The sequence below is a fragment of the Stackebrandtia soli genome, assembly GCF_965137155.1.
Lineage (GTDB): Bacteria > Actinomycetota > Actinomycetes > Mycobacteriales > Micromonosporaceae > Stackebrandtia > Stackebrandtia soli.
Genome location: NZ_CBCRZX010000069.1, coordinates 1 through 17,989, shown reverse-complemented (window position 1 = coordinate 17,989; position 17,989 = coordinate 1). Strand labels below are relative to the sequence as shown.

Sequence of the window (17,989 nt, the reverse complement as noted above, 5' to 3'; positions counted from 1 at the left end):
CCCGGCCCCCGCGTCGGCTCACAGGCCGCTGACCTGGTTGATCCAGTCGGCGTTGGCGGGGATCGACGTGTAGCCGCTCCAGCGCCCGTCGGTGGGCTTGTAACCGATGGCGCACACGCCCGCGAGGACGTATTCGCCGGTGACGGGGCTCTGGACGAAACCGGGGCCGCCGGAGTCTCCGCCGGCGACACCGCCGTCGCCGACCATGCAGATGACGTTGGTCGTCTGGCAGCCCTCGGTCGAGGTCACGCCGTTGGAGTACTTGAGCCGCTCGGGGAGCGGCCCGCTCCAGTCCGCGTTCTCGGAACCCCAGCCGTAGATCGTCGACGCCTGGCCGAGCTGGACGTCGGCGGAGTTCGCCATGGGGGCGTACTCGTTGTCGAACGGCTGCGCCAGACGCAACAGGGCGATGTCGTTGAGCGGCCAGGCGTAATCGGGGTGCATGTGGACTTCGGAGACCGCTCGTTCGGTGCCGCCCGAGGACCGGTCGAGTGAACCGATGCGGACGGAGTAGTTCCCTCCGCCTTCGACGCAGTGCGCCGCGGTGATGATCCACTCGGAACCGATCTGGCTGGACGTGCAGGTGAATGCTCCACCATTGTGGAGCGCCGCGATCCAGGGCTTGGGGTCGTTGACGGGGCCGCCGCCGACGATGGTGGTGCCGGGGTCACCATCGGAGTCGATCGCGGCCGGGGAAGGGGTGGCGGCGTGGGCGGGCAGCGAGAGCGCTGTCGCCGCGAGAGCCAGAAGGGACATCCCGACGACGGCGAGCGCCTTCGTCAGGATCGGTCGGGGGGACATGGTTCTCCTTCGTCGGACGGGGTGGCGCGAGGATCGTCGTCGCGCGTGCGGGGTGTAATTCAATCGATATATTTCTCTCAGGGAATACGCCGTATGTCAAGAAAACGGTCGACAATTAGGCTGCGATTAGGGGGCCGGTCGACCTCCGAGGTCGGGGGTCGAACCCGCATGGGTCGCACGGGCACTACTATGGACTGTGGATGGTCGGAGGGTGCGACCTGTTGTCGCCGTGGCGTCATCTCGACCCGTCCGTGTCAAAACGCTCGTGCGTCGGCGCGTCGCTCGAGCCCAAATGTCACCCGATGTGATGATGTGGTGTTCGAGAATTGTACGGAATACCCACATTTGGACTGATATGTCGAAATTCTTCAATGTCGACGAGGTGGAGTTCTCCACCGCGATGCGCGGGTACGACCGGGCACAGGTCGACAGGTTCACCACCTCTGTCGCCATCGCGGTCCGCACCGCCCAGAAACGCCGTAACGAAGCCGAGCAGGCGATGGGCGAGGCCGGGACCGCTCTCCGCCGAGCGGAGCAGCGTATCGGCGCCCTCGAGCGCCGACTCTCCGACAACGCCGATCGGATCGCCGAGAACGAACAGCCCACCCTGTCGAGCCTGGGGTCCCGTGTCGAGCAGGTCTTGCGCGCGGCCGACCTCGACGCCGACACCCAACGCGAGGACGGCCGACGGTCCGCGGTCGAGATCGTCGACGCCGCGAAGGTGGAGGCCGAGCAGATCGTCGAATCCGCGCGCATCATGGCGTCGACGTTGACCGCCACTGCGAACCGCGAAGCCTCCGGAATGCGGGCCGCGGCCAAGGCCGAGAGCATCGACCTCGTCGATACCGCACGAATCGAATCCGAGACCGAGAAAGTGGAAGCCCACCGTGAGACCGAGCACCTGTGGGCGCAAGCGCTCGCCGAAGCCGAGAAGCTCAAGTCCGAGTCGACCCGCCAGATCACGGGCGACAGGGTCACCGCCGAGCGAGAGAACGCCCAACTGCGGGCGATCGCTCTCCGTGACGCCGACGAACTGCGTGCGGCGGCCGGGCTGTTCGCCGAAGGCGCGGAGGCTCGACAGCGTCGTGGCGACGCGCTGGCCCTCGAACTGGCCGCACGCCGGGAGGAACTCGAGAGGGCGAATTCGAAGAGGCACGCCGACGCCGTCGCCGACGCCCAGCTCAAGGTCGAGGAGGCCGAGGAACGCGCCGAACTCGCCGAGAAGCAGTACCGGGACGCGTGCGCACGCGCGGACGACCGGCTCGTCGAAGCCGATCGCCGGGCTGTGCAGACCCGTGACGACGGGGCGATCGCTGCCGCCGAGCTTCTCGCCGAGGGCAAGGCTCAGGCGGCCCGTATCCGCAGCGAAGCCCAACAGACGGCTGAACGGATGGCGGTGCCGTTGCGGCGAGAGGTCGAGGAGCTCGAACGCCGCAGGATGGCCGTCGCCTCGCACCTGGAGGACCTCCGTCGGCAGCTCAACCAGGTCGCCGGTGGCGACATCGACCTGCCTGTTCCCAAGACGACCCTCTACACCGCGTCCACCCCGGCTCAGCGCTCCCCGGTGGCCGGCTGACGACCTTCCCATAGAACCGTCGCGCGAATGGACCCATTCGCGCCGATCGGCGCGGACCGTGATCGGTTCGCGCCGATCTGTGCGTTCGGGGCGTCTTGCGATTCGGACGGCTAATGTTTTAGTTTCTGAACTATTAACTGTTCGTCCCTGGTTTACGCGCTCCGGTGGCCGTACGGTGTCGGGAACGGCACCCTCGACCCGTTCCGATCCTCTCGAGGTGACACATGAGCTTCAACTTGATACCCCGGCCGAAAGACGTTGCCGCACAACACGAACCGCCGTTCGTCATCACCCCGGATACCGTCATCGTCGCCCGCGGCGACGCCGTGTCCGCCGGTTGGCTGTGGCACGACGCCGCTCGGGCCGCCACCGGTTTCGCCCTGCCCGTCGTCCCCGAGACCACGGCCGACTCGACGATCACCTTCGTCGTGGACGGCGACCGGCCCGACGACGCCACGACGGCCGCCGAGGCGTACCGCATCGTCGTCGGCACGGACGCGGTCACCGTGACCGCGGCCCACCCTGCGGGCCTCGCCCGCGCGGTCGCGACGCTGCGGCAGTTGCTGCCGCCCACCGCGTTGCGCGCCGCCGCCATCAACGAGGGCCCCGTGGAGCTGCCGTCCGTCGTCATCGACGACGAGCCGCGGTTCGCCTGGCGCGGAGTCATGATCGACGTCGCGCGGCACTTCCAGCCGAAGTCGTTCCTGCTGCGGCTCATCGACGCGGCCGCCCTGCACCGACTGAACGTCATCCACCTGCACCTCACCGACGACCAGGGCTGGCGCCTGGAAGTACCACAGTGGCCACTATTGACCGAGATCGGTTCGTGGCGAACCGAGACCGTCATCGGGCATGCCCTGTCCGAGCAGGGGTACGACGGAACCCCGCACGGGGGCTTCTACACTCGCGACGACCTTCGCGAGATCGTCGCCTACGCGGCACGACACCACATCACGATCGTCCCCGAGATCGATCTGCCGGGCCACGTCCGCTCCGTCCTCGCGGGTTATCCCGAGCTCGGCAACACGGGCGAGCCCAGCACCGTCGCGACGACCTTCGGGATCTTCAGCGAGGTGCTCGCCCCCACCGACGAGGCGCTGCGGTTCACCCAGGACGTCTTCGACACCGTCGTCGACGTCTTCCCGTCGCCGTACATCCACATCGGTGGCGACGAGTGTCCGCGCTCGGAATGGCGGGCGAGCCCGGCCGCCGTCGCCAAGGCAGCGGAACTCGGTCTAGACAATGTGGATCATCTGCAGTCGTGGTTCACCGAGCGGTTCAGCGAGCAGTTGGCGCGACACGGCCGCGCGATCATCGGCTGGGACGAGATCCTCGACGGCGGGGCGCCCGCGGACGCCGTCATCCAGGTCTGGCGGGACTTCGCGATCGCGGCGAAGGCGGCCGCGAAGGGGCACCGGGTGATCATCGCCCCCACCGAGGCGGTCTACCTGGACTACTACCCGTCCACGTTGTCGGAGGAGCCGCTCCACATCCACAACATGAACACCCTCGACGAGATCGGAGGGTTCGAGCCGGTTCCGGAGGGAGTCGACGACGCCCTCGTCTTCGGGGTCCAAGCCCAACTGTGGACGGAATACATGCCGACGCCCGAACACGTCGAGTACGCGGCGTTCCCGCGACTGGCCGCCGTCGCCGATCTCGCGTGGGCCGGCAAGGCGGCGCGAGCGGAGGATCCGTTCTCCGACCGGATCGAGGGGCACCTGGACCGGCTGGACGCCGTCGGGATCAACTATCGACCGCTCGACGGCCCGCACCCATGGCAGCGGGGCGGAACCGGTCGCCGTCGCAGGTTCGATCTGACGGACGAGAACCGACCGGAACGGCCCGACCTCCCTGGACACTGAGGACGGGTCCCGCCAAGGGGAACACCACGCACACATATCGACGGCCGAGCATCCCCCGTGGCTGCTCGGCCGTCGATCTCCCATTCAACACCGGTATCGGCGTCGGCGGGGCGGTTTTTCTCAACCGCCCGCCGACATCCACCGATCAGTAGCGCGCGCCACCAACTGAAATGCCCTCGTCCGGAAGGACGACGGCCTCAGAGCCGAGGCCCGGCATTTCACGGTCGGCCGAAGCGTCGCGGTCGGCGTCGCGGTCCGCCGCGGGTGCGGTCCGGTCGGCCGGCGCGACGCGGTCGGCGTCACGGTCGGCCGAAGCGTCGCGGTCGGCGTCGCGGTCCGCGGGCAGCGTCCGGTCCACCGGCGCCTGCGCGTCGGGCGCGGTCCGGTCGGCCGGAAGCTCGACCGGAGTCTCCCCGCGGGTCGGCAGGTCGATGCGGATCGGGTTCTCGGTTCCCGTGGGAATCACGAACTCGGCCTCGTTGACCTGGCGCTGACGGTCGGCGTCACGGTCGGCCGGTGCGATGCGGTTGGCGTCGCGGTCGGCCGGTGCGATGCGGTCGGTGTCGCGGTCGGCCGGTGCGACGCGGTCGGTGTCGCGGTCCGCGGGTGCGGTCCGGTCGGCCGGTGCGTCGCGGTCGGCGTCACGGTCGGTCGAAGCGTCGCGGTCGGCGGGCAGGATCTGGTCCAGCGGCGCCTGCATGTTCGGCTCGGCGTCGGTCGGCAGGTCGATGCGGATCGGGTTCTCGGTTCCCGTGGGAATCACGAACTCGGCCTCGTTGACCTGACGCTGACGGTCGGCGTCACGGTCGGCGGGCGCGACGCGGTTGGCGTCACGGTCGGCGGGCGCGACGCGGTCGGCGTCACGGTCGGCCGGTGCGACGCGGTCGGTGTCGCGGTCCGCGGGTGCGGTCCGGTCGGCTGGCGCGTCGCGGTCGGCGTCGCGGTCGGCGGGCAGGATCTGGTCCAGCGGCGCCTGCATGTTCGGCTCGGCGTCGGTCGGCAGGTCGATACGGATCGGGTTCTCGGTTCCCGTGGGAATCACGAACTCGGCCTCGTTGACCTGGCGCTGACGGTCGGCGTCACGGTCGGCCGGCGCGACACGGTCCGCGTCACGGTCCGCGGGCAGGGTCCGGTTGACCGGCTCCTGTCCGGCGGGCGTGACCTGGTCGACCGGCGCCTGCGCGGCGGGCGCGGTCTGGTCGGCCGGAATCGGCTGCTGCGCGGCCGGGTCCGGTGTGGTCACGCACGGGTTGATCGGCTCTTGGACCGGTTCCTCGGCGGGCAGCATGATCGGTGCGTCCGTCGGCTGCTCCGGGATGTCGATCCTAACCGGACCGTCGTCGCCCGTGGGCGTGACGAATCCGGCCTCGTCGATCGGCTGACGCCGGTCGGCGGGAGCCTGCGCGGCGGGCGCCGTCCGGTCGGCGGGTGCCTGAGCCGCAGGCGCCGTCTGGTCAGCCGGTGCCTGCGCGCCGGGCGCGGTCTGGTCGGCCGGGGCCGGCAGCTGCGCCGACGGGTCGGGCGCGGTGGCGCACGGGTGGCCGCTGGCGTTCGGGTCGACCGGCTGGTCGGCCTGAGCACCTGGTTGAGCGGGCGTCTCACCGGCGACCGGAGCCGCTACACCCGCTGGCGCCTCGGCCGGAATGTCGGCGGCTGCCGGGTGCGCCGACGCCTGCTGCGAAAGGCCGAGAGCGGCCAGACCCGCTGCGCTGGCGATCACGATGGTCGCGATCCTCCGCGATGTGATGTGCATTCTTCCCCCTGTTAGATGGATGCGATCGCGCCGCCGATGTGGACCGAAACCCGATGCGTGGGCACCTGTCTGTGCCGACGGCGCGGACGGCTCTCACCGTAGTGACGCGCGTGCGGAGGGTACCGGCAAATAGCCGAATCCGTGCATGTGCATGCGAGCGTGGTCGGTGCCGTGTTGGCCGGGAGTGCTTGCTCGACAAGGGAGTGCGCCGAGAGCGGCGGTGCGATGACCGCGTAGGTCTCGAACCGTTGGGGCGGTTCGGTCATGGGGAGTGACCGTCCCGCCGTCGCCGCGGCGGGACGGTTACCGCGTCAGAGCACGCGACCGTAACCGGCGACGGGTGCCAGGTCGACGGGCGCGACTTGGACGTTCTGTCCGGCGGTGGGCGCGTGGATGACGGAGCCGTCGCCGACGTACAGGGCGACGTGGTGCAGATCTGTGTAGTAGAACACCAGGTCGCCGGGCTGAAGCTCGTCGCGCGCGATGTGCGCGGTCACGTCGTACTGTCCGGCGGAGGAGTGCGGCAGACTCACGCCTGCCGCCGACCACGCGGCGGAGGTCAGACCGGAGCAGTCGTAACCGGGACCGGTGCCGCCCCATTGGTACGGGGCGCCGAGGACGCTGTGCGCGAAGTTGATCGCGGTGGTGGCGGCGCCGTCGAGGCCCGCCGGGATCGGGGGCGCGGGTCGGCCGCTCGGTCCGAAGTAGCCGAAGCCGGCGGCGTGCGCGCGCGCGGCGTCGAGCTCGGTGGTCGCCTCCTCGATGCGGTCCTTGAGGGTGTCGCGTTCGTCGGCGAGGGCGTCGCGTTGCTCCGTGAGGTCGTCGATGTCGCGTTGAGCGGCGTCGAGTTCGACGAGTGCGGTGGTCGCGGCGGCGACCTGGTCGCGGTGCCGGGCGGTGATGAACTCGAGCATGGTGAGCCGGTCGGCGAGGTCGCTCGGTCCGGTGGCCGTCAGGGGCGTGATGAGGGTGTTGGGGCCGTGTCGATAGAGCGCGGCGGCGAGGTCGTTGACCTCGGCTATGGCTTGGTCTCCGTCGCTGGTCATGGGGCGGAGCGTGTTGGCGAGGGTGGCGTGCCGTTCGGTGAGCTCGTCGAGGTCGGCGACGATCGCGTGATGGTTCTCGATCGTGGTTTCGAGTTCCGTCGCGACGGTGTCGATGTCTGCTTCGAGTTCGGCGACGGTCGGTTCGGCGACCGCGGGCGCGGCCATGGCCAAGGCCCCGATGAGGGCGGACGCCAGGACGGCCGGCCAGATGACATGGGGCCGTATGGTGTCGGATCGTGTCGACACGTGGGCGGTCTCCTGTGGACTGGGCGGAAGTGGCTACATAGGACAGTTCCGTGCCCTGGCCGATTGGGGTGCGGGCGGTCGAAACCGGGCCGAACCTATCAGTGTCATGGGATCGCGACGGTGCGCGACACGCGTGAAGGCCGTGGATGTCTCCATGTCTGGATACGTCGACGGGCCGGTCCCGCCTGTGGTGGCGGAACCGGCCCGTGTCGCGGTGGAGATGTGTCGGTTCAGCCGGGTCGGCCGTATCCGTCGATCGGCATCGAGTCGATGCCCACGACGGAGACGTTCTGGCCGGAGGTCGGCGCGTGCACGACGACCCCGTCACCGGCGTAGATGCCCACGTGGTTGAGCCCGTTGTAGAAGACGAGGTCACCGGGGGCGAGGTTCGCGCGGCTGACGTGCGGCATCGAGTTGTACTGCGACGCGGCGTTGTGCGGGAGGCCGACACCGGCGGCGTTCCAGGCGCCCATGGTCAGACCGGAGCAGTCCCACGCGTCGGGGCCCGCGGCACCCCAGGAGTACGGCTCGCCGACCTGCGCGTACGCGAAGGAGACGGCGTCACCCGCGGCACCGGACGGCGCTGGCGGGAACTGGGAGATGTCGGGTGCGCTCGGAGGTGACAGCTGGGCCTTGAGCTCGTCGAGGTCCGCCATCTCACCTTCGATCTTCGACTTCTTCTTGCCGATCTCCTTCTTGATCGCCTTCTGGGAGACCTTGGTTTCCTCCAGGGTCGCCAGTTCCTCTTCGAGGTTGGTCTGCGCTTCGATGAAGCGGTCGAGGTCCTCGGCCTGGGAGGCGTTCAGGGCCGACATGGCCGTGATCCGGTCGATCGCGCGGTTGGGCGATCCACCGAGGATGGATCCGACGGCACTGAGATCGTTGCCCTTGGTGTAGGCGGCGACGGCGATGTCGGTCGCGGCCAGGCGGGCTTCCTCGGCCTCTTCCTCCAATTTGGGAAGAGACTTCTCGATCTTCTTGATTCGCTTTTCGGTCTTCTTGAGGTCTTCGTTGGCGCCGTTGTAATCCTCGATGACGGCTTCGAGTTCTTCGCCGCGTTCCTTGAGTTCGGCCTCGACTTCCTCAAGGGAATCGGGGTCGGCGTGTGCCGCGCCGGGTGCGATCGAGATCAGTAGCAACGCGGTCGCGGCCGCTGCGATGAACGCGTGACGTTTCTTCACCGTCGAACGTGCTCCTTCTGGCTTTTCCGCCTACCGAGTTAGCTGACGGGTTCGGGCGGGGAAGAAGCTCTTCATGGCTCGCGTGCCGGACGAGGCATGAGTGTGCGCCCTACCGTCGACAACGGGGGTGTTGCCTGCCGACGGATTCACCCCAGGGAAACGGTTCCCCGGCTCGCCGCGCGGCGGCGATTCGGCGGTGTCGTCCGGCGGCGCCGGGGGTGGCGGACCGAGCTTTCCGAACGACGGGGCCAACAGTAGAGGGGCGTGTGGGGCCTTATCAAGGTCTGAGAGGCTGATATTTGCCGTGGTAGGGAATATTTTGCGGCCGCGTGACGGACCGGGTTCGCTCATTGACGCTGTGGTGTTCGCAACCGGCGATTTATACCCACCGGGGGTATACTGTTCCGTGGAGGTGTTCGACACATGACCGAGTACTGGTACCACACCGATCGCGAGGCGCTGCAAAAACGGCTTCGCCGGGTCGAAGGGCAGGTCCGTGGCCTGCAGCGAATGGTCGGCGAGGATGCCTACTGTATCGACATCCTTACACAGATCTCCGCCGCCAACCGCGCCCTGCAAGCCGTCGCGCTGAGCCTTCTCGAAGGCCACCTCGCGCACTGTGTCGCGGAGGCGGCGGCGGACGGCGGCGCCGAGGCCGCCGCGAAGGTCAAGGAAGCCTCTGACGCGATCGCGCGTCTCGTCCGATCCTGATACATCGAGAAAGTGACAATCATGAACACAACCACGTACCAGGTGTCCGGTATGACCTGCGGCCACTGCGCGAAGGCCGTCACCGACGAACTGACCGAGCTGGAGGGTGTCTCCTCGGTCGACGTGGACGTCGCGTCCGGCGCGGTCACGGTCTCCTCGGCCGCGCCGTTGACCTTGACCGATGTCCGCGCGGCCGTCGACGAGGCGGGTTACACCCTCGTCGAGGCGTGACGGCGTGACGGCGAGGCTCCGGGGTCGAGGCTCGCGATAGGCGGACGTTCCAGACGGCGGGCGGATCGACCACCCGAGCCGACGGGAGTTCGCTAGGCGGCGCCCAACAACGTGCCCAACCGCGGCTTGACATTCCACTGTGTTGTCAAGTCGCGGTAGTGCGCCCAGTCGGATTCCGAGGCGGCCCCACCCGTCCGGGTCGCGCGGATCAGGGTGTTGCGCGGGGTGTGAGCCGAGTCGATGAACTCGATGACGTCGACCCGGTATCCATGCAGCCGCAACAGTTGCGCGCGCAACGCGTCCGTGAGGACGTCCGCGAACCGTTCCCGCAGTATGCCGTCGCCGAGCAGCGCGCGACCCCCGTCGACGCCACCCGCCTTCAGCTGGGCGGCGAGATCGTGGTGGCAGCACGGCGCGGCCACGATGTGCCGAGCCCCCGCCGCCACACCCCGCGCCAACGCGTCATCGGTCGCGGTATCGCAGGCGTGCAGGGCCACGACGAGGTCGGCGTCCGAGACGTTCGCCTCCTCGATCGACGCCGCCTCGAATCGCAGCGTGCCGTCCATGCCGAGTTCCATGGCCAAGGCGGTGTTGCGTTCGCGCTGGTCGGCGCGGACGTCCACGCCGACCGTCGAGGCGGTCAGCCCGAGTCGAGCGGCGTAGCGACTCAGCGCGAACGTCAGATAGGCGTTGCCGCAGCCCAGATCCGCGATCGCCACAGAATCCTCATAGGACTTCAGGAGTGGGTCGACGGCGCGCAGGAAGGCGTCGACCTGGCGGCGTTTCGCCGCGCCCGCCCCCAACGCGCCGAACAGCGCGTCATCCGGCGGCATCAGGTGCGGGGCCGCCCGATCGTGGTCGAGTCGCTGCTCGTGCCCGACGTCGCTCGTGTGCACCTGAGCCTCGCCCCGTTTGGTCACCCGCAACGTCACCGTCCGAGTCGTCGTCTCGACCAGCCAGTTCCCGTACGGCTGGGCGAGCAGCTCACCGAGCGTCGCCTCCGCTTCGTCGAACGAGACGTTCGCCGTGTGCGGCCGTTGCCCGTCGTCACGGGACACCTGAAGCCGCACCCCGTCCTTCAGGCGGACCGGACGCAGCACCACCTTGACGTGCTCGGGCGGGGGCAGGCCACGACGGCGCCCCGACGCGACGGCTCGGACGAGACCCTCGGGGTCGAGGACGAGCCGACGAATCCGGTCAAGAGCTGGCTGCAAGGGTTCGGTCACCCGTCAACGGTCCCACGCCGCGTACAGCTTGTCGACGGTGAGGGCCGCGGTGTCGCGCAGCAGTGTGTCCGGCGTCAACGCGACGTTCGTCAGGGTCGACAGGAACGACACCAGACCGGGAAGGCAGTACCCGTCATCGGTGAGCGCGGACTCGCCCATCGGCGACCGTTTCGCCAGCACCTCACGCGTGTGCTGCCACGTCTTCTCGACCTCCTCCGGCGACGGCACCCCGAAGCCGTGGCCGACCGGCGCCGAATGCCGCAGCTTGATGAGGGAACTGTCCCCGAACGCCAACGCGAGCGCGTTCGCCTCCGACACGTGCGCCCGCGTCGGCTGGTCCAGGTCCACCATCACCGAACACGGGTTCACGCACGCGCCGGCGCACACCGCCACCGCGTGCGACAGGTTCGAGTGGTACCGATCCAGGTAGGTCTGCCAGCCGCGAACGTCCGAGCGGGCGATCCGCAGGGCCCGACTCGCCGCGCTCGCGTCCGGCCGATGGTGAGCGCATTCGTCGTCGCCGGTGCCGAAGCGGCTGTCCGGGCGCGCGACGTCGGCACCGATCCGGGCCGGATCCCCGGCGTGCCCCCACGCGCCCTCCCAGATCAGCAGCGGAAGGTATTCCCCCATGATGTGGACGGTCGAGACGAATCCGGCCATGTCGTGGCGGAAATGCCTGGCGGCCAGCACCTCCAGCATCAGCCGAAACGACGGGGCGAGGCTGCCGAGCGCGCCCCGGTAGCGCTCGTCGGGGCGCTGCGGCATGCGGCACGCGCGGGCGCGGTCGACGAGCGCGGTGTACTCGGGGCCGCCGTCGGCGGTGTCGGCCATGTCGAAGTCTTCGGCGTCCATGTCGACGAGCCGTTGACCGAACAGGCAGATCCGGCGCAGGCGCGCGACGGCGTCGGCGGGCAATCCCAGCATCGGCACCAGCGCGCGCACGTCACCGAACGCGTAGCGATGGCACAGGGCTTCGAGCACGTCAAGGGGCGAGGTCATAGCGCCCGAGTTTTCCATTTCGCCCGAACGGCCGTATCCTTGGCCGTCGGACCGATTCGACGGGGGTGAACCATGACACGCGACGACGCGAAACGCGTTCCCGTCGACGACGAACCACTGCTGCCGGAGCAGACCAGCGACGACACGGACGAGGGGTGGTCGCCTCCCCGTCGCCGATCCGCCCCCGTGATCTCCGCCGAGGATCAGCGACTCCTCGACGAACGCCCGCCGCACTGGGGCTGACGGCGACACCGCCCCGTCTGTTCACTATGGATTGAACGCGGGGCTACGGCGCTTCGGCACGGGTGTCACGCATGACCGGCTCGCGTGTTCGGCCCGCGCGGCGAAGCCCCTTCTGAATCGGACGGGTCGCGTTGTCCAATCGTCACTCACAGTCAGTTCTGTTGTGTCGACGGCGGACTCCCGTCTGATGGGACGTCGCGCTCCCGACGTCGATCGGGGCCATCGACGGGGCGGTCGTCTCGCGCAACCCAAGGGCGTCAATCGAACCGGCCCCGCCATGAGTCCACTTCGGTCCAAATGGACGCGGGCCGACGGCGTGCGGGCGCTCGGGGAACAGGGCCTTCGCCGTGGCGACAAGTCGTCATGGCGAGTTGTCGTCGCAGCGTATAGCGGTATTTGCGGAGATTGATCTGCAATCGTGTGTCTCACCCCAGCCCTTCGACGCACACGAAAGTTCAGACATGAGCCCCCAGCATTTCCGACGCCGTGTCGGGGCAGCGTCCGCCGTGGTGATGGCCACGGCGACCGCCCTGTTCGCCACGGCATCGCCGAGTGCCGCAGCCGGAGGACCACTCTCCGGTGAGGACACCGCGCGAGCCGACGCGGTCGTCACCCTCATCACCGGAGACCAGGCCACAGTCCACTACGACGCCAACGGAATCGCCTCTGCGGTCCTGAAGACCGAAGAGGACTACTACACGACCCGCGACGGCCAGGACCTGTACGTCGTCCCCGCGTCCGCGCAGGCCGCGATCAACGCCGGCACGCTCGACCCGCAACTGTTCAACGTGACCGGACTCGTCCGCTCCGGATACGACGACGCCAACCGCGACGACATCCCGCTCATCGTGACCGGCGCGCCCATGAAGACCCGAGGCGTCACCACCGGCGTCACCCTCGACGCGATCGGCGCCAGCGCCATCACCGTCGACAAGGACAACACCGAGTCCCTGTTCACCGCCGCCACCACCGCCCGCAGCGAGCGCAAGATCTGGCTCGACGCGAAAGTCGAGGGCTACGGCGAACTCGACCCCGCCACCGGCGTCCCCCAGACCGGCGCCGACGAGGTCTGGCTCGACGGATACACCGGCGAAGGCACCACCGTGGCCGTCCTCGACACCGGCTACGACGCCGAACACCCCGACCTGACCGGCCGCGTCGTCGGCTCCGCCGACTTCACCGAAGGCGACGGACCGTTCGACTACGAGGGACACGGCACCCACGTCGCCTCCACCATCGCCGGCACCGGCGAGGCGTCCGAAGGCAGCCGCGCCGGCATGGCACCCGACGCCGACCTGCTCATCGGCAAGGTCCTCGGCTTCGGCGGCGGTCAGGAATCCTGGATCATCGCCGGAATGCAGTGGGCCGTCGACAACGGCGCCGACGTCGTCAACATGAGCCTCGGCAGCAGCGAACCCACCGACTGCACCGACCCGATGTCCCAAGCCGTCAATGAGCTCGGCTCCGGCGACACCCTCTTCGTCATCGCCGCCGGCAACGCCGGACTCCCGCAGAGCGTGTCCTCGCCCGGTTGCGCCGACGCCGCCCTCACCGTCGGCGCCGTCGACTCCGACTCCGAGACCGCCCGGTTCTCCAGCCGCGGCCCGACACTCGACAACCGCGTCAAGCCCGACATCGCCGCCCCCGGCGTCGACATCCTCGGCGCGGCCCTCGGCAGCAGCGGCGACAACCACTACCGCCGCATGTCCGGCACCTCCATGGCGTCGCCGCACGTCGCCGGAGCCGCCGCGCTCATCAAGCAGGCGCACCCGGACTGGACCGCCCAGCAGATCAAACAGGCCCTCACCTCCGCGGTGAAGGAATCCCCCAAGGGCGGCGTCTACGACCAGGGCGCCGGCGAAATGTGGGTCCCCGGCGCGATCGACACGGACGTCATCGCCACGTCCAGCGTCAGCGTCGGCGAATTCGCCTGGCCGCACAACGGCCGCGAGACGCACAGCGAGACGATCACCTACACCAACGTCAGCGACGAGAAGGTGAAGCTGGACCTCTCCATCGACGGCCTCGTCGGCCCCGACGGATCCAAGGTCACCAAGAAGAGCGTCTTCCTCGACCGTAAGAAGGTCACGATCAACCCCGGCGAGAGCGCCGACGTCACCCTCGTCGTCACCGACCGCGTCAAGAACCTCGACGCCTCCACCTACGGCGCCATCGGTGGCCGCGTCATCGCCACCGGCGACGACGACACACGCGTCACCACCGCGTTCGGCTACCAGCTCGAACCCGAGACCGTCGACCTGACCATCAAGGCCACGGACCGCGACGGCGAAGCCGCCACCCTCGGCAACATCGTCCTGTTCCACACCGACGAACTCACCGCCCAGCAGGTCCCGCTCACCGGCGAGACCACCACGCTGCGCGTCCGAGCCGGAACCGTCTCCATCAACGGCTTCCTCGCCAAGGACCTCGGCGACTACAAGTACGAGTACACGTACGTCGGAGTTCCCGAGAAGAAGATCACCAAGAACACCACGATCGAACTCGACGCGACCGACGCCGTCGAAGTCACCGTCGACGGTGACCGCGACTTCGCCGTCGGCGGCGGCACACTCCGCTACGCCCGCATCATCGATGACTACTGGTACGTCGGCGGTTCCATCAACGCCCGCGAGGACGCGCGCCTCTACGTCGTCCCCACCGAGAAGAAGGTCAAGACCGGCTACTTCGGATTCGGCAGCTACTGGCGGATGTACGAGCCCGGCGTCGACCACGCCGACAGCTCCTACGTCTACAACCTGTCCTTCACCGAGACCGGACGCGTGACCGCGCAACAGAACCACAAGGTCACCGACCGCTCCCTCGCCAAGGTCAACGAGAACTGGTACGCCCAGGGAACCGACTCGACCTACTACGACCTCGTCACCGCGCTCGACCCCGTCACCGGCGAACAGGTCGCCGCAGGCGGCGGAACCGGCGCCGTCAACACCCCCACCGACCGCACCGCCTACTACACGCCGGACGTCGGCTGGACCCAGATGGCGTCCAGCGGCCGCATGATGGTCGAGACCTTCATCGACCCGACCCGCACCTACGAGGCCGGCGAGACCTACGAGGTCGACTGGTACCGCAGCCCCTCCCCGGGCGGCATGTTCTACGCCGCGGACGGCACCCCCGCCCGCATCGCCGAACGCCAGCACAACCTCATGGGCTTCAGCTTCTCGCCGTGGAAGGACTCCACCCCCGGACGCTCCGGCGTCGGCGGATTCGGAGACATGGGCAACCTGCAACTCAGCGAGAACGGTGTCGACCTCGGCACCAGCGCCTGGCCCTCCGGCCAGTGGGAGATCAGCGGCGAACCCGCCCGCTACGACGCCACCGTCACCCAGATGCGGATGCCCACCTCATGGAACAAGGGCTGGAACGTCGGAACCGGAACCGTCACCACGTTCTCCTTCGACTCCCAGCGCCCCAACGGCGACGACGTCACCGCGCTCCCACTCCACATGCCGACCTACACAATGGACGTCGACCGTTACAACGCCACCCCGGCGGCCAACGGCTTCGCCATCGCCGTCGACTTCGTCAACCAGGACGGACACGACCCCGCCGAGATCAAGACCGTCAAGGCGCAGATCAGCCCCGACGACATCAGCCTCTTCGACGGAACCCCGATCGAAGACCACAACTGGATCGACGTCACGGTCCAGAAGAAGGCGGGCACCTGGTACGTCCTCATCGACAACAGTGACTTCACCGGGACCTACCCGTCACTGCACCTCACCGCCACCGACTCCCAAGGCAACAGCGTCGACCAATACACGCTGAACATGTACGGAGTCGCATAACCGGTGTCCCACACCGGAAACCCCAGGGGCGGCCGCGTGCCGGGCGGCCGCCCCCTTTCCATCGTCCCTCCCGAGCCATACTCTTGGGCCGTGGAACTCGGTGCCCTGGGAATCTCGGCCGACCAAGAGCGCGCCTACCGCGCCCTGGTCACCCACGGCCCTGCCACCCCGGCAGCCCTCGCCACCGCCCTCGGCACCACCGAACCCACAGCCACGACCGCACTCACCGCACTACACCTCGCCGGACTCGCCACCGCCGAAAGCGACCACTACCGAGCCGCCCCACCCGAACTCGCGCTCCGCGCGCTCCTCGTCCGCCGCCGCGACGAACTCGGCCGAGCCGAAGGCGCACTCGCCGAACTCACCGAACTGTTCCGCACCCACAAGGCGGCCGGATCCATCCGCGACCTCGTCGAAGTCGTCGTCGGAGCCGACGGAGTCCGCCAACGCTTCACCCAGATCCAATACGCCGCCACCACCGAGGTCCGCGCGTTCGTCAAACCCGACCCGATCGTCATGACCGCCGGCGAGAACACCGCCGAAGGCGAAGCCCTCACTCGAGGCGTCCGCTACCGCGTCATCCTCGAACGATCGATCCTCGACCAACCCGGCATGATGTCCGCCATCGAGGAGACCGTCAGCGCCGGCGAAGAAGTCCGCTCCACCGAGGAACTCGCGCTCCGCATGATCATCGCCGACAATGACGTCGCACTCGTTCCCCTGGCCACCGGCGGCGAACCCGGAGCCGTCGTCGTCCGCCCCAGCGGACTCCTCGACGCGCTCACCGCCCTCTTCGAACAGACCTGGCGACGCTCCGCCGAGGTCATCACCAACGGCCCCGCCACCACAGACCCGTCCGACCTCGACAACCGCGTCGTCTCGATGCTCCTACAGGGCTTCGGAGACAAGTCCATATCGAAACAACTCAACGTCTCACCCCGCACCGTGCAACGCCGCATCCGCTACCTCATGGACGAAGCGGGCGTCGACACCCGCATGCAGCTCGGATACTGGCTCGGCCGGCACAGCGTCACGCCCCCACCATGATCATTCGGAATGCGGCCGAGATCACTTCGAACCCCGACGGACACCAAAACTGGCTACCGTAACGACCATGTCTGTAGCCGTGGTGACGGATTCGACGGCGTGCCTCCCCGCCGAACTACGCGACCGATACGACATCACCGTGGTCCCCATCCCCGTCACCGTCAACGGTGTCACCGGCGAAGAAGGCATCGACTTCACGCCCGCCGACATGGCCACCGCGTTCGCCGCCCGGCGCGTCGAAGTCTCCACCTCACGCCCCGCCCCGGAAACCCTGGCGAACGTCTACCAAGACCTACTCGACAGTGGACATACGGGCGTCCTGTCCGTCCACCTGTCCTCCAAACTCTCCGGAACCGTCGACTCGGCGACCCAGGCCGCTGCCGCCATCGGCGACCGCGTCCACGTCGTCGACTCCCTCGACGCCGGCATGGGACTCGGATTCTGCGCACTCGCCGCGGCCACCGAGGCGACCAAGGGCCGCAGCCTCTCCCACGCCGCGACCGTCGCCACCCAGACCAAACACCGCACCCACACGTACTTCTACGTCGACACCCTCGAATTCCTGCGCCGAGGCGGACGCATCAGCGCCGCCAGCGCCCTCGTCGGCACCGCCCTAGCCGTCAAACCGATCCTGAACATCGACGACGGCAAGGTCATCGTCCGCGACAAGGTCCGAACCAGCGCCCGCGCGCTCGCCCGGCTGCGCGAGCTGATCACGCGCTCGGCGGGGGAGGGCTCGATCGACATCGCCCTGCATCACTTCGACTCCCCCGAGCAGACCGACGAACTTGGCGCGTGGGCGAGGGAGGCCTTCGGTCGCCGACTCAAGCGACTGTTCGTCACCGAAGTCGGCGCGGTCGTCGCCGCGCACTGCGGTCCCGGTCTGCTCGGCGCTGTCGTGCACCGGCGTCTGTAGGGCCCATGACCAGCCAAATCGGTCAGCGGGACGCAAAAGGGGACCCCCCGATTCAGGCCGTTCGGGGCTAGGGTAAATTTCTTCTTGCCCGCGGGGAACCGGACAGGGCGAGGGAGAGAAACCGACCAGGCGGTCGGAGGTTCTCGAAACTCGCACTGGTAGGCTTGCGGGAAATCCTCCGATTATCTTCAGTCGGATTCGTGTGCGCCTCGAGGGGTAACCCCCGGGAAAGCGGCCCGAACCCGGTCTGGTAGGTTGGTGGGGTTGTGCTTCATCGGATGGCCTTTGTTTGTGGGGGTTGTTTGGTGTGGGTGTGTTGTTTGAGAACTTAACAGGGTGTTT

14 protein-coding genes and 1 riboswitch are annotated in these 17,989 nt (G+C 68.4%); of the genes, 8 read left to right on the top strand and 6 right to left on the bottom strand.

The features are described from left to right. Nucleotides 1-18 precede the first annotated feature (18 nt). Nucleotides 19-801, bottom strand: coding sequence for a S1 family peptidase (locus ACM9NP_RS22970; protein ID WP_415648851.1), 783 nt, complete (start codon nt 799-801; stop codon nt 19-21). A gap of 355 nt (nt 802-1,156) precedes the next feature. Between ACM9NP_RS22970 and ACM9NP_RS22965 the strand changes: the two genes are divergently transcribed. Together ACM9NP_RS22965 and ACM9NP_RS22960 are read left to right on the top strand one after the other, a co-directional pair. Further along, the gene (locus ACM9NP_RS22965) at nt 1,157-2,377 is read left to right on the top strand and encodes a DivIVA domain-containing protein (protein ID WP_415648850.1); all 1,221 of its coding nucleotides are present in this window, start codon (nt 1,157-1,159) and stop codon (nt 2,375-2,377) included. Nucleotides 2,378-2,601: 224 nt separating this feature from the next. Continuing rightward, nucleotides 2,602-4,242, top strand: coding sequence for a beta-N-acetylhexosaminidase (locus ACM9NP_RS22960; protein WP_415648849.1), 1,641 nt, complete (start codon nt 2,602-2,604; stop codon nt 4,240-4,242). Between the two features lie 145 nt (nt 4,243-4,387). Here ACM9NP_RS22960 and ACM9NP_RS22955 read toward each other — a convergent pair whose 3' ends face one another. The 3 genes from ACM9NP_RS22955 to ACM9NP_RS22945 all read right to left on the bottom strand — a co-directional run bounded on the left by ACM9NP_RS22955 (nt 4,388) and on the right by ACM9NP_RS22945 (nt 8,468). Further along, the gene (locus ACM9NP_RS22955; RefSeq protein WP_415648848.1) at nt 4,388-5,962 is read right to left on the bottom strand and encodes a hypothetical protein; all 1,575 of its coding nucleotides are present in this window, start codon (nt 5,960-5,962) and stop codon (nt 4,388-4,390) included. Nucleotides 5,963-6,306: 344 nt separating this feature from the next. Further along, nucleotides 6,307-7,287: a C40 family peptidase gene (locus ACM9NP_RS22950; protein ID WP_415648847.1), complete on the bottom strand. Its 981-nt coding sequence runs from the start codon at nt 7,285-7,287 to the stop codon at nt 6,307-6,309. A gap of 230 nt (nt 7,288-7,517) precedes the next feature. Next, nucleotides 7,518-8,468 (bottom strand): C40 family peptidase, encoded by a 951-nt coding sequence (locus tag ACM9NP_RS22945; RefSeq protein WP_415648846.1) that lies wholly within the window; start codon nt 8,466-8,468, stop codon nt 7,518-7,520. 12 nt (nt 8,469-8,480) lie between these two features. Beyond that, nucleotides 8,481-8,674, bottom strand: a riboswitch (cyclic di-AMP (ydaO/yuaA leader). Nucleotides 8,675-8,891: 217 nt separating this feature from the next. Here ACM9NP_RS22945 and ACM9NP_RS22940 point away from each other — a divergent pair. Both ACM9NP_RS22940 and ACM9NP_RS22935 read left to right on the top strand, forming a co-directional pair. Next, nucleotides 8,892-9,179, top strand: coding sequence for a metal-sensitive transcriptional regulator (locus ACM9NP_RS22940; protein WP_415648845.1), 288 nt, complete (start codon nt 8,892-8,894; stop codon nt 9,177-9,179). 21 nt (nt 9,180-9,200) lie between these two features. Continuing rightward, nucleotides 9,201-9,410 carry a heavy-metal-associated domain-containing protein gene (locus ACM9NP_RS22935; protein WP_415648844.1) on the top strand — a complete coding sequence of 70 codons (210 nt, stop codon included), beginning with the start codon at nt 9,201-9,203 and terminating at the stop codon, nt 9,408-9,410. Between the two features lie 92 nt (nt 9,411-9,502). Here ACM9NP_RS22935 and ACM9NP_RS22930 read toward each other — a convergent pair whose 3' ends face one another. Together ACM9NP_RS22930 and ACM9NP_RS22925 are read right to left on the bottom strand one after the other, a co-directional pair. Next, on the bottom strand, nt 9,503-10,636 hold the full coding sequence (locus tag ACM9NP_RS22930) for a class I SAM-dependent methyltransferase (RefSeq protein ID WP_415648843.1): 1,134 nt from the start codon (nt 10,634-10,636) through the stop codon (nt 9,503-9,505). A gap of 3 nt (nt 10,637-10,639) precedes the next feature. Further along, nucleotides 10,640-11,635 carry a hypothetical protein gene (locus tag ACM9NP_RS22925; protein WP_415648842.1) on the bottom strand — a complete coding sequence of 332 codons (996 nt, stop codon included), beginning with the start codon at nt 11,633-11,635 and terminating at the stop codon, nt 10,640-10,642. A gap of 72 nt (nt 11,636-11,707) precedes the next feature. On the opposite strand from ACM9NP_RS22925, the gene ACM9NP_RS22920 reads away from it, so the two are divergent. The 4 genes from ACM9NP_RS22920 (at nt 11,708) to ACM9NP_RS22905 (ending at nt 17,647) form a co-directional block, all read left to right on the top strand. Further along, nucleotides 11,708-11,878: a hypothetical protein gene (locus tag ACM9NP_RS22920; protein WP_415648841.1), complete on the top strand. Its 171-nt coding sequence runs from the start codon at nt 11,708-11,710 to the stop codon at nt 11,876-11,878. A 461-nt stretch (nt 11,879-12,339) separates the two neighbouring features. Next, on the top strand, nt 12,340-15,684 hold the full coding sequence (locus ACM9NP_RS22915) for a S8 family serine peptidase (protein ID WP_415648840.1): 3,345 nt from the start codon (nt 12,340-12,342) through the stop codon (nt 15,682-15,684). Between the two features lie 90 nt (nt 15,685-15,774). Further along, nucleotides 15,775-16,731 carry a helix-turn-helix domain-containing protein gene (locus ACM9NP_RS22910; protein ID WP_415648839.1) on the top strand — a complete coding sequence of 319 codons (957 nt, stop codon included), beginning with the start codon at nt 15,775-15,777 and terminating at the stop codon, nt 16,729-16,731. A gap of 67 nt (nt 16,732-16,798) precedes the next feature. Continuing rightward, on the top strand, nt 16,799-17,647 hold the full coding sequence (locus ACM9NP_RS22905; protein WP_415648838.1) for a DegV family protein: 849 nt from the start codon (nt 16,799-16,801) through the stop codon (nt 17,645-17,647). Nucleotides 17,648-17,989 lie beyond the last annotated feature (342 nt).

Bases quoted from the DNA above. Each gene is read 5' to 3' on its own strand.
- ACM9NP_RS22915 (WP_415648840.1), top strand. From the start codon at position 12,340: ATGAGCCCCCAGCATTTCCGACGCCGTGTCGGGGCAGCGTCCGCCGTG.
- ACM9NP_RS22965 (WP_415648850.1), top strand. From the start codon at position 1,157: ATGTCGAAATTCTTCAATGTCGACGAGGTGGAGTTCTCCACCGCGATG.
- ACM9NP_RS22905 (WP_415648838.1), top strand. From the start codon at position 16,799: ATGTCTGTAGCCGTGGTGACGGATTCGACGGCGTGCCTCCCCGCCGAA.
- ACM9NP_RS22920 (WP_415648841.1), top strand. From the start codon at position 11,708: ATGACACGCGACGACGCGAAACGCGTTCCCGTCGACGACGAACCACTG.
- ACM9NP_RS22935 (WP_415648844.1), top strand. From the start codon at position 9,201: ATGAACACAACCACGTACCAGGTGTCCGGTATGACCTGCGGCCACTGC.
- ACM9NP_RS22970 (WP_415648851.1), bottom strand. From the start codon at position 801: ATGTCCCCCCGACCGATCCTGACGAAGGCGCTCGCCGTCGTCGGGATG.
- ACM9NP_RS22960 (WP_415648849.1), top strand. From the start codon at position 2,602: ATGAGCTTCAACTTGATACCCCGGCCGAAAGACGTTGCCGCACAACAC.
- ACM9NP_RS22940 (WP_415648845.1), top strand. From the start codon at position 8,892: ATGACCGAGTACTGGTACCACACCGATCGCGAGGCGCTGCAAAAACGG.
- ACM9NP_RS22925 (WP_415648842.1), bottom strand. From the start codon at position 11,635: ATGACCTCGCCCCTTGACGTGCTCGAAGCCCTGTGCCATCGCTACGCG.